18 protein-coding genes are annotated in these 13,317 nt (G+C 55.0%); 12 read left to right on the top strand and 6 right to left on the bottom strand.

Annotated features, from left to right (window positions below; all coding sequences use genetic code 11):
* Window positions 1-12 precede the first annotated feature (12 nt).
* From ulaB to ulaF, 5 genes are read left to right on the top strand one after another with little or no spacing between them, the layout of a single operon-like run.
* Window positions 13-318: a PTS ascorbate transporter subunit IIB gene (gene ulaB, locus G163CM_RS15555; RefSeq protein ID WP_231825564.1), complete on the top strand. Its 306-nt coding sequence runs from the start codon at window positions 13-15 to the stop codon at window positions 316-318.
* Between the two features lie 9 nt (window positions 319-327).
* The gene (ulaC, locus tag G163CM_RS15550; RefSeq protein WP_000776505.1) at window positions 328-792 is read left to right on the top strand and encodes a PTS ascorbate transporter subunit IIA; all 465 of its coding nucleotides are present in this window, start codon (window positions 328-330) and stop codon (window positions 790-792) included.
* 13 nt (window positions 793-805) lie between these two features.
* Window positions 806-1,456 (top strand): 3-keto-L-gulonate-6-phosphate decarboxylase UlaD, encoded by a 651-nt coding sequence (gene ulaD / locus G163CM_RS15545; protein WP_108476137.1) that lies wholly within the window; start codon window positions 806-808, stop codon window positions 1,454-1,456.
* A 9-nt stretch (window positions 1,457-1,465) separates the two neighbouring features.
* On the top strand, window positions 1,466-2,320 hold the full coding sequence (gene ulaE / locus G163CM_RS15540) for an L-ribulose-5-phosphate 3-epimerase UlaE (protein ID WP_000949539.1): 855 nt from the start codon (window positions 1,466-1,468) through the stop codon (window positions 2,318-2,320).
* Window positions 2,320-3,006 carry an L-ribulose-5-phosphate 4-epimerase UlaF gene (gene ulaF, locus G163CM_RS15535; RefSeq protein ID WP_231825563.1) on the top strand — a complete coding sequence of 229 codons (687 nt, stop codon included), beginning with the start codon at window positions 2,320-2,322 and terminating at the stop codon, window positions 3,004-3,006. Before ulaE ends, ulaF begins: the two co-directional genes overlap by 1 nt.
* Window positions 3,007-3,088: 82 nt before the next feature.
* Here ulaF and yjfY read toward each other — a convergent pair whose 3' ends face one another.
* On the bottom strand, window positions 3,089-3,364 hold the full coding sequence (gene yjfY, locus G163CM_RS15530) for a DUF1471 family protein YjfY (protein ID WP_015966191.1): 276 nt from the start codon (window positions 3,362-3,364) through the stop codon (window positions 3,089-3,091).
* Between the two features lie 340 nt (window positions 3,365-3,704).
* Here yjfY and rpsF point away from each other — a divergent pair, with 340 nt between their 5' ends.
* The 5 genes from rpsF (at window position 3,705) to G163CM_RS15505 (ending at window position 6,221) form a co-directional block, all read left to right on the top strand.
* Window positions 3,705-4,100, top strand: coding sequence for a 30S ribosomal protein S6 (rpsF, locus tag G163CM_RS15525; protein ID WP_015966190.1), 396 nt, complete (start codon window positions 3,705-3,707; stop codon window positions 4,098-4,100).
* A gap of 6 nt (window positions 4,101-4,106) precedes the next feature.
* On the top strand, window positions 4,107-4,421 hold the full coding sequence (priB, locus tag G163CM_RS15520) for a primosomal replication protein N (protein WP_015966189.1): 315 nt from the start codon (window positions 4,107-4,109) through the stop codon (window positions 4,419-4,421).
* Window positions 4,422-4,425: 4 nt separating this feature from the next.
* On the top strand, window positions 4,426-4,653 hold the full coding sequence (gene rpsR, locus G163CM_RS15515) for a 30S ribosomal protein S18 (RefSeq protein WP_000135199.1): 228 nt from the start codon (window positions 4,426-4,428) through the stop codon (window positions 4,651-4,653).
* 41 nt (window positions 4,654-4,694) lie between these two features.
* Window positions 4,695-5,144 (top strand): 50S ribosomal protein L9, encoded by a 450-nt coding sequence (gene rplI, locus G163CM_RS15510; protein WP_015368607.1) that lies wholly within the window; start codon window positions 4,695-4,697, stop codon window positions 5,142-5,144.
* A 144-nt stretch (window positions 5,145-5,288) separates the two neighbouring features.
* Window positions 5,289-6,221, top strand: coding sequence for a DMT family transporter (locus G163CM_RS15505; RefSeq protein ID WP_108476141.1), 933 nt, complete (start codon window positions 5,289-5,291; stop codon window positions 6,219-6,221).
* A gap of 35 nt (window positions 6,222-6,256) precedes the next feature.
* On the opposite strand, the gene G163CM_RS15500 is transcribed toward G163CM_RS15505, so the two are convergent.
* Window positions 6,257-6,910: a LysM-like peptidoglycan-binding domain-containing protein gene (locus G163CM_RS15500; protein WP_231825562.1), complete on the bottom strand. Its 654-nt coding sequence runs from the start codon at window positions 6,908-6,910 to the stop codon at window positions 6,257-6,259.
* A gap of 230 nt (window positions 6,911-7,140) precedes the next feature.
* Between G163CM_RS15500 and fklB the strand changes: the two genes are divergently transcribed.
* Both fklB and cycA read left to right on the top strand, forming a co-directional pair.
* Window positions 7,141-7,761: a BamJ family beta-barrel-assembly machinery protein gene (fklB, locus tag G163CM_RS15495; protein WP_015966186.1), complete on the top strand. Its 621-nt coding sequence runs from the start codon at window positions 7,141-7,143 to the stop codon at window positions 7,759-7,761.
* A gap of 312 nt (window positions 7,762-8,073) precedes the next feature.
* The gene (gene cycA / locus G163CM_RS15490) at window positions 8,074-9,480 is read left to right on the top strand and encodes a D-serine/D-alanine/glycine transporter (protein ID WP_231825561.1); all 1,407 of its coding nucleotides are present in this window, start codon (window positions 8,074-8,076) and stop codon (window positions 9,478-9,480) included.
* 83 nt (window positions 9,481-9,563) lie between these two features.
* On the opposite strand, the gene ytfE is transcribed toward cycA, so the two are convergent.
* The 4 genes from ytfE to G163CM_RS15470 form a co-directional block, all read right to left on the bottom strand.
* Window positions 9,564-10,226: an iron-sulfur cluster repair protein YtfE gene (gene ytfE / locus G163CM_RS15485; RefSeq protein ID WP_231825560.1), complete on the bottom strand. Its 663-nt coding sequence runs from the start codon at window positions 10,224-10,226 to the stop codon at window positions 9,564-9,566.
* Between the two features lie 220 nt (window positions 10,227-10,446).
* Complete coding sequence (locus tag G163CM_RS15480; protein WP_231825559.1) at window positions 10,447-11,424, bottom strand: DMT family transporter; 978 nt, start codon at window positions 11,422-11,424, stop codon at window positions 10,447-10,449.
* A gap of 75 nt (window positions 11,425-11,499) precedes the next feature.
* Entirely contained in the window at window positions 11,500-12,324 is an 825-nt protein-coding gene (locus tag G163CM_RS15475) for an AraC family transcriptional regulator (RefSeq protein WP_231825558.1), read from the bottom strand.
* Between the two features lie 81 nt (window positions 12,325-12,405).
* Window positions 12,406-13,254, bottom strand: coding sequence for an SDR family oxidoreductase (locus G163CM_RS15470; protein WP_231825557.1), 849 nt, complete (start codon window positions 13,252-13,254; stop codon window positions 12,406-12,408).
* Window positions 13,255-13,317 lie beyond the last annotated feature (63 nt).

Genomic DNA, 13,317 nt, shown 5'->3' with positions numbered 1-13,317 from the left:
GGAGTTTTGATTATGACCGTACGTATTCTGGCTGTGTGTGGCAACGGACAAGGCAGTTCCATGATCATGAAGATGAAAGTGGACCAGTTTTTAACCCAATCAAACATTGACCACACGGTAAACAGCTGCGCGGTTGGCGAGTACAAAAGCGAGTTGAGCAACGCGGATATCATCATCGCTTCTACGCACATCGCGGGTGAAATCACCGTGACCGGCAACAAATATGTGGTTGGCGTGCGCAACATGCTCTCTCCTGCCGATTTTGGCCCGAAACTGCTGGAAGTGATCAAAGAACATTTCCCGCAGGACGTGAAGTAAGGACGCGCCATGAAATTACGTGATTCGCTGGCCGAAAATAAATCCATCCGTCTGCAGGCAGAAGCTGAAACCTGGCAGGACGCAGTGAAAATCGGCGTTGACCTGCTGGTGGCGGCGGATGTTGTCGAGCCGCGTTACTACCAGGCGATTCTGGATGCGGTTGAACAGCACGGCCCGTACTTTGTGCTCGCACCGGGCCTGGCAATGCCGCACGGTCGCCCGGAAGAGGGCGTTAAGAAAACCGGTTTTGCGCTGGTGACGCTGAAAAAGCCGCTGGAGTTCAACCACGAAGATAACGACCCGGTGGATATCCTCATCACCATGGCAGCGGTCGATGCCAACACTCACCAGGAAGTGGGCATCATGCAGATCGTCAATCTGTTTGAAGATGAAGAGAATTTCGACCGTTTACGTGCCTGCCGTACCGAGCAGGAAGTACTGGATCTCATTGACCGCACCAACGCGGCAGCTTAAGAAGGAATTGAACATGTCATTACCGATGTTGCAGGTCGCGCTGGACAACCAGACTATGGATAGCGCCTACGAAACCACTCGCCTGATTGCCGAAGAAGTCGACATTATCGAAGTGGGTACCATTCTGTGCGTGGGCGAAGGCGTGCGTGCGGTTCGCGATCTGAAAGCGCTCTACCCGCACAAAATCGTGCTGGCAGACGCCAAAATTGCCGATGCAGGCAAAATCCTTTCGCGTATGTGCTTCGAAGCCAACGCTGACTGGGTGACCGTGATTTGCTGTGCGGATATCAACACCGCCAAAGGCGCGCTGGACGTAGCAAAAGAGTTTAACGGCGATGTGCAGATCGAGCTGACCGGTTACTGGACCTGGGAACAGGCGCAACAGTGGCGCGACGCAGGTATTGGGCAGGTGGTTTATCACCGCAGCCGTGACGCACAGGCCGCAGGCGTGGCGTGGGGCGAAGCAGATATTACCGCGATCAAACGTCTTTCCGATATGGGCTTCAAAGTCACCGTCACCGGAGGCCTGGCGCTGGAAGATCTGCCGCTGTTCAAGGGTATTCCGATTCACGTCTTTATTGCCGGTCGCAGCATCCGTGATGCCGCCTCTCCGGTAGAAGCTGCACGTCAGTTCAAACGTTCTATTGCCCAGTTGTGGGGCTAAGGAGCGGATATGTTGTCCAAACAAATCCCGCTTGGCATCTATGAAAAGGCGCTCCCCGCCGGGGAGTGCTGGCTGGAACGCCTGCGACTGGCAAAAACGTTGGGCTTCGATTTTGTCGAGATGTCGGTGGATGAAACTGACGAGCGCCTTTCGCGCCTCGACTGGAGCCGCGAGCAGCGTCTGGCGCTGGTCAACGCGATTGTTGAAACCGGCGTGCGCGTGCCGTCCATGTGCCTTTCTGCTCATCGTCGTTTCCCGCTGGGCAGCGAAGATGACGCGGTGCGGGCGCAGGGGCTGGAGATTATGCGTAAAGCCATCCAGTTCGCCCAGGACGTTGGCATTCGCGTGATCCAGCTGGCGGGCTATGACGTTTACTATCAGGAAGCCAATAACGAAACGCGTCGCCGTTTCCGTGACGGCCTGAAAGAGAGCGTTGAGATGGCGAGCCGCGCGCAGGTGACGCTGGCGATGGAGATTATGGATTATCCGTTGATGAACTCCATCAGCAAGGCGCTGGGTTACGCGCACTATCTCAACAACCCGTGGTTCCAGCTCTACCCGGATATCGGCAACCTGTCGGCGTGGGACAACGACGTACAGATGGAATTGCAGGCCGGAATCGGGCATATCGTCGCGGTGCATGTGAAAGACACCAAACCAGGCGTCTTCAAAAACGTGCCGTTTGGCGAAGGTGTGGTGGATTTCGAACGTTGCTTCGAAACGCTCAAACAGAGTGGCTATTGCGGGCCGTACCTGATTGAGATGTGGAGCGAAACGGCGGAAGACCCGGCGGCAGAAGTGGCGAAAGCGCGTGATTGGGTGAAAGCGCGCATGGCCAAAGCAGGCATGGTGGAGGCGGCATAATGCAAAAGCTGAAACAGCAGGTATTTGAAGCCAACATGGATCTGCCGCGTTACGGGCTGGTGACCTTTACCTGGGGCAACGTCAGCGCCATCGACCGCGAACGCGGGCTGGTGGTGATCAAGCCCAGCGGCGTCGCCTACGAAACCATGAAAGCAGACGATATGGTGGTGGTCGATATGACCGGCAAGGTGGTGGAAGGGGAGTATCGCCCGTCTTCCGACACCGCAACGCATCTCGAACTCTACCGTCGTTATCCCTCGCTTGGCGGCATTGTCCATACCCACTCCACTCATGCTACCGCATGGGCGCAGGCGGGGCTGGCGATCCCGGCGTTAGGCACCACGCACGCCGACTACTTCTTTGGTGACATCCCGTGTACGCGCGGATTAAGCGAAGAAGAGGTGCAGGGCGAGTATGAACTGAACACCGGCAAAGTGATTATCGAAACGCTGGGTAACGCCGAGCCGCTGCATACGCCGGGGATTGTGGTGTATCAGCACGGGCCGTTCGCCTGGGGGAAAGACGCGCACGATGCGGTGCACAACGCAGTAGTGATGGAAGAAGTGGCGAAAATGGCGTGGATTGCGCGCAGTATTAACCCACAACTGAATCACATCGACAGCTTCCTGATGAATAAACACTTCATGCGTAAGCACGGTCCCAACGCCTATTACGGGCAGAAGTAACTAAGCGCCCCGTCGTTGAGTCTCCTCAGGGATGTCATCGGTCAGGCGACGGGGCCTTTCTTATCCAGCATCATTTTGGTGCTTAACGATAAATATCAGCACTGGCATGTATCACGCCATTACTCCCCGGCTCATGCATTAATATCGGGCGGAAGTATTTCGCGCCCTGAGCCTCGCTCTCTTCATTCAGCGCCAGCTCAGCCTCGCTGACCGTCGCGAGATTATGGTTGATATAAATGACCCCTAAGCTCTGTACATCGTCCATATTGCGAGCCTGACGGGCGTCGATTTTGATGGCGGCGGAGACGTTTGCACTTAGAAACAGCGCCGCGAGAATGGCAATGGTGATGTTTTTCATCCTGTACGCTCCACTTCAGCACTGACGTTACGGTAACTTCGCTCCTCTCAATACGGTTGTTCTCTACATAAAGTGTAATCGTTTCTCTTAGGGGAAATCGTGACCATTTTTGATGGGGTTGTTCAAAAAAGCAGCGTATCTCATGCTGTTTGATTCTAAATCATCGCCTTAGACTCGCTTTACGCTTTGTGCGAATTATTTGTGCAATCACCTTGAGTTTAACGGGGCATACCAGTATTATGACGCGTCAATTTTTCAGCCGCCCTTTAACACGTTCCTTGCCTCCATGGGCCGCGGCTGACCCAGACAGGAGGCTGAATAATCCGTAAGGAGCAATTCGATGCGTCATTACGAAATCGTTTTTATGGTCCATCCTGACCAGAGCGAACAGGTTCCGGGCATGATCGAGCGCTACACTGGTGCAATCACTGCAGCAGAAGGTACGATCCACCGTCTGGAAGACTGGGGCCGCCGTCAGCTGGCTTATCCGATCAACAAACTGCACAAAGCTCACTACGTTCTGCTGAACGTTGAAGCTCCGCAGGAAGCGATCGATGAGCTGGAAACTAACTTCCGCTTCAACGATGCCGTTATCCGCAGCATGGTTATGCGTACTAAACACGCTGTTACCGAAGCATCTCCGATGGTTAAAGCGAAAGACGAGCGTCGTGAACGTCGCGATGATTTCGCAAACGAAACCGCAGATGATGCTGAAGCTGGGGATTCTGAAGAGTAATTTCTGATGACCAACCGTCTGGCGCTGTCCGGCACCGTGTGCAGGGCTCCCCTTCGAAAGGTCAGTCCATCAGGAATTCCTCACTGCCAGTTCGTGCTTGAGCATCGTTCTGTGCAAGAGGAGGCCGGCTTTCACCGGCAGGCGTGGTGCCAAATGCCCGTTATTATTAGCGGACACGAAAACCAGGCCATTACTCACAGTATAACGGTCGGTAGCGCAGTCACCGTTCAGGGCTTTATCTCTTGCCACAAAGCAAAGAATGGCCTGACTAAAATGGTCCTGCATGCCGAGCAGATTGAATTGATAGATTCTGGAGACTAGCCATATGGCACGTTATTTCCGTCGTCGCAAGTTCTGCCGTTTCACCGCGGAAGGCGTTCAAGAGATCGACTATAAAGATATCGCTACGCTGAAAAACTACATCACCGAAAGCGGTAAGATTGTCCCAAGCCGTATCACCGGTACCCGTGCAAAATACCAGCGTCAGCTGGCTCGCGCTATCAAACGCGCTCGCTACCTGTCCCTGCTGCCGTACACTGATCGTCATCAGTAATCGGTCACGGTCCATTAATACGACTTTGAGAGGATAAGGTAATGCAAGTTATTCTGCTTGATAAAGTAGCAAACCTGGGTAGCCTGGGTGATCAGGTTAACGTTAAAGCGGGCTATGCTCGTAACTTCCTGGTACCACAGGGTAAAGCTGTTCCTGCTACCAAGAAAAACGTTGAGTTCTTCGAAGCACGCCGTGCTGAACTGGAAGCCAAACTGGCTGACGTTCTGGCTGCTGCTAACGCACGTGCAGAAGCAATCAACGCACTGGGCACCGTTACCATCGCGTCTAAATCTGGCGACGAAGGTAAACTGTTCGGTTCCATCGGTACTCGCGACATCGCTGATGCAGTTTCTGCTGCTGGCGTTGCTGTTGCTAAGAGCGAAGTTCGCCTGCCGAACGGCGTTCTGCGTACCACTGGTGAGCACGAAGTTGACTTCCAGGTTCACAGCGAAGTGTTCGCTAAACTGGTTGTAAACGTTGTTGCTGAGTAATTAATTACTCATCACCACGACAAGACGCCGGCCCTGTGCCGGCGTTTTGCTTTTTATCGTTCCCGCTTTAGCGCTGGTATGGTAGCTATTTCTCATACAATCAATGATAATAAATGAAACGTCATTTTAACTCTGGTGTATGGAATGGAAACTGCCTGCCCGGCTCCCGTCTTTGCCCGTAAACATGTTGCTTACGCCTGTGCTACGCTCTGTTGCCTGTTATGGGGAAGTTCTTACCCTGCCATCAAAAACGGTTATGAACTCTTTCACATTGCGACCGACGATATCCCGTCGAAGATAGTCTTTGCGGGCTACCGGTTCCTGTTTGCCGGACTGGTATTGCTGCTTTTCGCGCTGGCGCAGCGTAAACCTATCGCACGCCTGAGCGGTCGCCAGTTCGGCCAGCTCACGCTGCTGGGGCTCACCCAAACCTCCATCCAGTACGCCTTCTTCTATATCGGCCTGGCGTTCACTACGGGCGTGAAGGGGTCCATCATGAATGCGACAGGCACCTTCTTTAGCGTGCTGCTGGCGCATTTCATCTATCAGAACGACCGCCTGAGCTATAACAAAACCATCGGCTGCGTGCTGGGCTTTATCGGCGTGATGCTGGTGAACTTCAACCACTCGCTGGCGGATTTCAGCTTCGTCTGGCAGGGCGATGGTTTTGTTGTCCTGGCCGCCTTTATCCTGTCGGCAGCCACGCTCTATGGTAAACGTATCTCGCAAACGGTTGATCCGACGGTCATGACGGGCTGGCAACTGGCGATCGGCGGTGGCGCGCTGGTGGTGGGCGGCTATCTTACGGGCGGTCATCTGGCCATCGAGAGCACGACGGCGCTGGCGATCCTCGCGTATCTGGTGTTCCTCTCATCCGTCGCTTTCGCCCTGTGGAGCGTGATTCTCAAATACAACCGCGTCAGTATGATTGCGCCGTTTAACTTCGTGATTCCGGTCGCGGGAACGGTGCTCTCCGCTATCTTCCTCGGTGAAAATATTCTGGAAGTGAAATACGCGGTGGCGTTGGTACTGGTGTGTTCGGGGATTTGGTGGGTGAATAAGGTCAGCAAAAAGTAAGGTCAGCCCGATGATGTCATCATCGGGCTAATGCACTACCGCGCGCGAATAAAACTACCGTTCGGCTGGCGGGTAAACAGTACTTGTCCATTACCAGTATCAATGGTCAGCCCTGTCACGACACCGCTGGCGTTCTGGCGAATCTGCACCATTTGACCGTTTTGTAGGTTGCTGAGCGGCTTGCCTGCACCCTCTACCTGTGCCATTGCGTAAACATCGGTTGCCGGAAGATTATGGTCGCGGAACAGCTGCGCCAGCGTTTTACCGGGCTCTACGCGGTAGGAGCGCCACTGCTGGTCGATGCCCTGATTTTCCTGGAACGGCTGCGTTTGCGGCTGGCTCTGCGCCTGTGGCTGCTCTTGCTCCTGCGGCTGTTCTTCAGGGACAGGTTCCGGTTCAACAGGAGCGACCAGGCCGGGATCGTTGCTCGGCGTCACCAGCTGCGTTTGCATTGGCGCGTTATCGGGCTGTGGGCGTGATTGCGACTGCACATCGAGCTGCGCAGTGCGGCTTACCGGGTCGGACGCTGTGTCGTCGTTTGACGGCAGCAGAAAGCCGATGACCACCGCCAGCGCAGCAATAATAATGCCGCGACGGTGCATGGTGGGTAGCGGGTCCATGATGCGAAGATTATCCGGCGCATGCCAAATCTTCACCAGCGTAGGTTTTAACTCAAATCGCCCGGGCATGGTTTCCTCCTGCTCCGCGTCTTTTATTATCCTCGTCACGAGTATAGCTGGCTAACTGCCTGAACGGCGAGGCAAAGCGCGCTTTCGCAACACATCCTTAGGCAAGATCATTCTCCCAGCCTATTGTTTCTTTTTCCCCGCGATTTGTCATCTTTCCTGACACAAAGTTTACCGTTCAGGGCATGGCTGTTATGCTGCCCGCTACTTTATACCCGAAGAAAGGAAAGACAATGGCCACCCCGACTTTTGACACCATCGAAGCACAGGCAAGCTACGGCATCGGCCTGCAGGTAGGACAGCAGCTGAGCGAGTCCGGTTTGCAGGGCCTGCTGCCGGAAGCGCTGGTAGCTGGCATCGCTGACGCACTGGAAGGCAAACAGCCTGCTGTGCCGGTTGAAGCGGTACACCGTGCGCTGCGTGAAATCCACGAACGTGCTGATGCCGTGCGTAAAGAACGTTTTGCAGCGATGGCGGCAGACGGTGTGAAATACCTGGAAGAAAACCGTGAAAAAGAGGGCGTGAACAGCACCGAATCCGGTCTGCAATTCCGCGTTCTGACTCAGGGCGAAGGCGCTATCCCGGCGCGTACCGACCACGTTCGCGTGCACTACACCGGTAAACTGATCGACGGCACCGTATTCGACAGCTCCGTTGCGCGCGGCGAACCGGCTGAATTCCCGGTTAACGGCGTTATTGCTGGTTGGATCGAAGCGCTGACCCTGATGCCGGTTGGCTCCAAATGGGAACTGACTATCCCTCATAACCTGGCCTACGGCGAGCGCGGCGCTGGCGCGTCCATCCCGCCGTTCAGCACCCTGGTCTTTGAAGTCGAGCTGCTGGAAATTCTGTAAGCTCGCGTCATCCCCTCTCCTTATGGTGAGGGGATACTTAAAATGAGTAGTAAATTCTTAAGTTAGATATTTGCTGGAGTTTTATCTTGCAAATACATCTATTGCGTGTATTTTTGTGACGTGATTCCCATAGTTGGAGTGATATAACACTCACTTTCAACATATAATTAACATTATATTCAAATCATAGTATTCATCCCGCCGATTCTTACCTAATATCGAGTCATCCTATTTTCGGGATCGTCTCATTAGATGAAATAAAGGCCACAAGAGCCTGCACAACACAGACAGAACCAACAGGAAGAAAATCACATGGTAGATCAGATAAAAGTCGCAGCCGACGAAGAACAGGCTCCGGCTGAACAATCGCTGCGGCGAAACCTCACGAACCGGCATATTCAGCTTATTGCAATTGGTGGCGCAATTGGTACCGGGCTGTTTATGGGTTCCGGGAAAACCATTAGCCTTGCCGGCCCGTCGATTATTTTTGTCTATATGATAATCGGCTTCATGCTCTTCTTCGTGATGCGTGCGATGGGCGAACTGCTGTTATCCAACCTCGAATATAAATCTTTCAGCGACTTCGCCGCCGACCTGCTTGGCCCGTGGGCGGGGTATTTCACCGGCTGGACCTACTGGTTCTGTTGGGTAGTCACCGGCATGGCCGACGTTGTGGCGATAACCGCCTATGCGCAGTTCTGGTTCCCGGGGCTGTCGGATTGGGTGGCGTCGCTTGCTGTCGTCGTGCTGCTTCTGAGCCTGAACCTCGCTACCGTGAAGATGTTTGGTGAGATGGAGTTCTGGTTTGCGATGATCAAAATCGTCGCCATTGTGGGGCTGATTGTCGTCGGTCTGGTGATGATCCTGATGCACTTCCAGGCACCTAACGGCACCGAGGCGTCCTTCGCGCACCTGTGGAATGACGGCGGCTGGTTCCCGAAAGGCATTAGCGGCTTCTTTGCCGGCTTCCAGATAGCGGTCTTCGCCTTCGTGGGGATTGAACTGGTGGGCACGACCGCTGCGGAAACCAAAGACCCGGAGAAATCCCTGCCGCGCGCAATCAACTCGATTCCTGTTCGTATCATCATGTTCTACGTCTTCGCGCTGATCATCATTATGTCCGTGACGCCGTGGAGCTCTGTCGTCCCGGATAAGAGCCCGTTTGTTGAACTGTTTGTGCTGGTCGGTCTGCCGGCGGCGGCAAGCATTATCAACTTCGTGGTGCTGACGTCAGCGGCGTCTTCTGCGAACAGTGGCGTGTTCTCTACCAGCCGTATGCTGTTCGGCCTGGCGCAGGACGGCGTGGCGCCGAAAGCATTCGCCAAGCTCTCTAAACGCGCGGTACCGGCGAAAGGGCTGACCTTCTCCTGTATCTGCCTGCTGGGCGGCGTGGTGCTGCTGTATGTGAACCCAAGCGTGATCGCGGCGTTTACCATGATCACCACCGTCTCCGCGATTCTGTTTATGTTCGTGTGGACGATTATCCTGTGTTCTTACCTGGTGTACCGCAAACAGCGTCCGCATCTGCACGAGAAATCGATCTACAAGATGCCGCTGGGTAAAGTGATGTGCTGGGTCTGCATGGCGTTCTTTGCGTTCGTTATCGTTCTGTTGACGCTGGAAACCGATACCCGTCAGGCGCTGATTGTCACCCCGCTGTGGTTCGTAATTCTGGGGCTGGGCTGGATGTTCCTGAGAAAGAAAGCCATCGCCAAATAAGCGGATGAGAAATGTCAAAAAGGTGCTTAACGGCACCTTTTTTTATGTCTGCCTGATGGCAGGGGAAACATCAAGACAGGGGATTATTCCCCCGCCAGCGCGCGCGGGAACAGTACGTTGTTTTCGAGGCTGATGTGTTCCATTAAGTCATCGATCATTTCATTAATGCCGTTATACATCGCCTTCCAGGTGGTGCAGGCTTCTGGCGGAATGGTCACGTTTTGGGTGGTGTGTTTAATCACTTCCAGCAGTTCACCTGCTTCGTCGTGCTCGCTTTCCATCACGCTGATTGGCCCCATCGCCTGGCTGCCCATGCCCTGTTTGATCATCGGGAACAGAATCTGCTCCTCTTTCATCATGTGGCTGGAGAGCTCCTGATGCAGCATCGTCAGATATTTTGCCAGGCCTTTTGGTACGTTCGGTTTGTCGGCGTGTACGCGTTCGACTTTGGTAGCCTGTAAAATCAATTCCGGCAGTTGTTCACGGTGGCGATCGTGGTAGCGCGGAATAATGTAATCGATGATTTCACCCAGCGGGGCGGTACGCCAGTCTTTATCAACCGGCTGCTCGGCCAGTTTTGCCAGCTCAGCCTCAATGACCTCAACGTCCAGTTCCTTGCGAGCCGCAGCGCGAGCCAGGGTTTGCTTACCGCCACAGCAGTAGTCCATATCGTATTTACGAAACAGCGCGGATGCGCGCGGGATGGAGAGCGCCAGCTCACCTAAAGGTTGGTCGCGGAAGGCCATAGTCGTTACCTCGTCATCGATAATATAAGATGTATTTTAAATGCATCTTTAAGGCGAAGATATACCCCTTTGGGGGTGATCTTCCTGAGAACGGGGTGGCCTGACAGTCAAAGTGCGCTTTGTTCTTGCCGGATGCGGCGTGAACGCCTTATCCAGCCTACAAAGTAGCGCTAATTCAATATGTTGCACAAACTCTGTAGGCCTGATAAGCGCAGCGCCATCAGGCATTTTTTGTCTCCTGGCTCAACTCCCGCAGCGCAGGCTTAACGGGCTTTGCGCGTACCGCAATCACCACGCCCAGCACCAGCAGGGCAATTCCGCTCAGCGTCAGCAGCGGCGGTAAGCTCTGGCGCAGTATGAAGGTATAAAGTAACCCGGCCAGCGTCTCGAACACGATCAACGGCCCAAGGATGACTGTAGGTAAACGCTGGCTGGCGATATTCCAGCACAGCGCACCGACCCACGAGCAGAGCACGGCAATAGCGATCATCAGCGTAATAAACACCATCGGACGCGGGCCAAACGGCAGCGGAAAGCCTTCAGGCTGAGTGCTCAGCCAGCCGCAGGCGGCAAAATAACCCAGCAGCGACACAGGCAGCGTCACCAGCGCCTGCGCGGTGGCCCACATCATTGGGTGCTTATCCGGGTTTTCCCGTAGCCAACGGGCGTTACGCAGGGCATACCACGCCCAACACACCACCGAGACTAACGCCAGCGCGATACCGGATGCGTAGCGCGTCCAGTTGAAGTCCTGCAAGCCGTGGCTTAATTCGGCGATATTCACACACGCCAGGCCAATACCAATGCAGATAAGCGCCGGAGCCAGTTTCGACCAGGCAAGTTTGCCGTCGCGCTGGCTGTAGAGGAGATTAGCAAAAACCGGAATAACCACGGGCAGTGTGCCGATGATCATGGTTGATACGGGCGCGCCGGTGCGCTGAATCGCGCTCGCCAGGCACACGTAGTAAATCAGGTTGCCCATCATGGTCAGCGCCAGTGCGGTAAACCAGTCGCGCCGGTTAAGTTGTTTTAACCGCGCACGGCCCAGCCACGCCAGCGGTAAGGCGATAAGCCCTAGCGCCAGATAACGCCCGGTCGATTGCAGCACCGCAGGATATTCTGGCACGATCAACGGTCCAACAAAAATCAGCCCCCACATCAGCCCCGCCAGCAGAGCGTACAGCACACCACTAATCATTTTTACATCCACATTGACCACATTTAGCCACAGTGTAGGCGGGCGCGGGGCGGGAATATTGTACCGGATTGCGCATTAGCGCCGGGCAACCTGTTTCTGGTAGCGCACCGGGGTGATGCCGTAGCGTCGGGTAAAGGCGCGGGTGAGATGCGACTGATCGGTAAGGCCGGTGGCCGCTGCCACCTCGGCCGCAGGCATGCCGTGGGTCAGAAACGCTTTCGCGCGCCACAGGCGGATCGCCATCAGCATTTGATGCGGGGTGACGTGGAAATGCGCTTTAAACTGGCGTTGAAAATGATATGGACTCAGCGCCACGACCTGCGCCAGTTCGTCGAGCGTCACGGGCTGCATGTAGTTATCGTGGAGATAGTCGCGAACCTGGTCGAAGCGATGGCTGGCTTCCGCACTCTGCGGCGCATGATGGGCGAAGGGGCGGAAGGTATCGATGAGATCGAGCAGAATACCTTGTTGAGCCAGTGGGTCGCGGGTATGCCACAACTGAAAAATCTGCTGGCCGATACGTTGCGAACGCTGCGGGTCATGGCGCAACACATCGCTAAACCACCAGTGACGAACGCCGGTTACTTCTTCAAGCTGCGTTGGGTCGAGGTAAATCATGCGGTAGCGCCAGCCTTCGGCGGTTTCCGCTTCACCGGTATGGAGTTCGTCGGGGTTCATGGTGACAATCGAATTCACCGATGCCACATACTGGCTGCCGCGATAGCGAAAACGCTCCGCGCCCAGCTCAATGGTGCCGATGCCGAAGGCTTCATGCGTATGCGGTTCGAAGGCGTAGCGCGAGATATGCGCGTGATACAGCTCCACGCCCGGCACCTGCGCCAGGTGCCGGAAGTTGGCGCTGTCTTTTTCGTCTGTGAAGTGGTCAGGTACGCCCTGCACGGATAGGCTCCTCCGGTATCATCTTTTCATTATCGAAGATGACCCGGAGGGACGCTACAAAAATTAACCAAATAGTAACCTTCAGAGGATACCTTTGACGCTTTCAGCAAGTGTCGTGGTCGGGCGGCCAATCAGTTTGCTCAGCGTTTTGCTGTCATCAAACAGACCGCCTTTCGACGCGCCAGTATCTGAATCCGCCAGCATATCCGCCAGACCCGCAGGCAGGCCAACCCCTTTCAGCGCGGCGGCGAAATCGGCTTCGCTCAGGTTCTGATAGGTAACCGGTTTGCCACTCTGTTTGGTCAGTTCCGCTGCCAGCTGTGTCAGCGTCCAGCCGCTGTCGCCCGCCAGTTCGTAGACCTTACCTTCATGACCTGCCTCGCTAATGACACGCGCCGCAGCGGCTGCATAATCGGCACGCGTCGCCGACGCAATTTTGCCGTCGCCTGCCGCGCCAATAAATACGCCATGTTCCAGCGCTGCCGGGGCGCTGGCAAGATAGTTCTCGGTGTACCAGCCGTTGCGCAGCAGGGTGTAAGCGATGCCGGAATCCGCCAGCATTTTCTCGGTTTCAACGTGTTCATCGGCGAGGCCGAGCGGGGAGGTATCCGCATGCAGCAGGCTGGTGTAAGCGATAAATTTCACGCCCGTCGCCTTCGCCGCGTTAATCACGTTGCGATGCTGCGAGGCACGCTGGCCCACTTCGCTGGAAGAGATCAGCAGCAGTTTTTCCACGCCCTGAAGGGCTAGTTTTAGCGCAGCTTCATCGCCGTAATCGCCCTGGCGTACGTGAATACCCTGCGCAGTCAGTGCCTGTGCTTTTGCCGGGTTACGCACGATAGCCACAACGTTGCCCGCAGGAACGGTTTTCAGTAAGGATTCGATAACATGCTGGCCCAGTTGGCCGGTTGCGCCGGTAATTGCGATCATGGGAAGTCTCCATCGGTTTGTCTTGTGTTTGAATACGCTAACACCTAAACTTACTTTTAGTAA

The organism is Pseudocitrobacter corydidari (assembly GCF_021172065.1).
Classification (GTDB): Bacteria; Pseudomonadota; Gammaproteobacteria; order Enterobacterales; family Enterobacteriaceae; genus Pseudocitrobacter; species Pseudocitrobacter corydidari.
The sequence above is the reverse complement of the archived record's forward strand: the minus strand, read 5'-3'. Positions and strand labels throughout refer to the sequence as shown.

Excerpts from the sequence above, each read along its gene's own strand:
- ulaC (WP_000776505.1), top strand. The coding sequence starts at position 328 with ATGAAATTACGTGATTCGCTGGCCGAAAATAAATCCATCCGTCTGCAG.
- priB (WP_015966189.1), top strand. The coding sequence starts at position 4,107 with ATGACCAACCGTCTGGCGCTGTCCGGCACCGTGTGCAGGGCTCCCCTT.
- G163CM_RS15470 (WP_231825557.1), bottom strand. The coding sequence starts at position 13,254 with ATGATCGCAATTACCGGCGCAACCGGCCAACTGGGCCAGCATGTTATC.
- G163CM_RS15505 (WP_108476141.1), top strand. The coding sequence starts at position 5,289 with ATGGAAACTGCCTGCCCGGCTCCCGTCTTTGCCCGTAAACATGTTGCT.
- ulaD (WP_108476137.1), top strand. The coding sequence starts at position 806 with ATGTCATTACCGATGTTGCAGGTCGCGCTGGACAACCAGACTATGGAT.
- cycA (WP_231825561.1), top strand. The coding sequence starts at position 8,074 with ATGGTAGATCAGATAAAAGTCGCAGCCGACGAAGAACAGGCTCCGGCT.
- rpsF (WP_015966190.1), top strand. The coding sequence starts at position 3,705 with ATGCGTCATTACGAAATCGTTTTTATGGTCCATCCTGACCAGAGCGAA.
- ulaF (WP_231825563.1), top strand. The coding sequence starts at position 2,320 with ATGCAAAAGCTGAAACAGCAGGTATTTGAAGCCAACATGGATCTGCCG.
- G163CM_RS15500 (WP_231825562.1), bottom strand. The coding sequence starts at position 6,910 with ATGCCCGGGCGATTTGAGTTAAAACCTACGCTGGTGAAGATTTGGCAT.
- yjfY (WP_015966191.1), bottom strand. The coding sequence starts at position 3,364 with ATGAAAAACATCACCATTGCCATTCTCGCGGCGCTGTTTCTAAGTGCA.
- G163CM_RS15480 (WP_231825559.1), bottom strand. The coding sequence starts at position 11,424 with ATGATTAGTGGTGTGCTGTACGCTCTGCTGGCGGGGCTGATGTGGGGG.
- fklB (WP_015966186.1), top strand. The coding sequence starts at position 7,141 with ATGGCCACCCCGACTTTTGACACCATCGAAGCACAGGCAAGCTACGGC.
- rplI (WP_015368607.1), top strand. The coding sequence starts at position 4,695 with ATGCAAGTTATTCTGCTTGATAAAGTAGCAAACCTGGGTAGCCTGGGT.
- ytfE (WP_231825560.1), bottom strand. The coding sequence starts at position 10,226 with ATGGCCTTCCGCGACCAACCTTTAGGTGAGCTGGCGCTCTCCATCCCG.
- ulaE (WP_000949539.1), top strand. The coding sequence starts at position 1,466 with ATGTTGTCCAAACAAATCCCGCTTGGCATCTATGAAAAGGCGCTCCCC.
- rpsR (WP_000135199.1), top strand. The coding sequence starts at position 4,426 with ATGGCACGTTATTTCCGTCGTCGCAAGTTCTGCCGTTTCACCGCGGAA.
- ulaB (WP_231825564.1), top strand. The coding sequence starts at position 13 with ATGACCGTACGTATTCTGGCTGTGTGTGGCAACGGACAAGGCAGTTCC.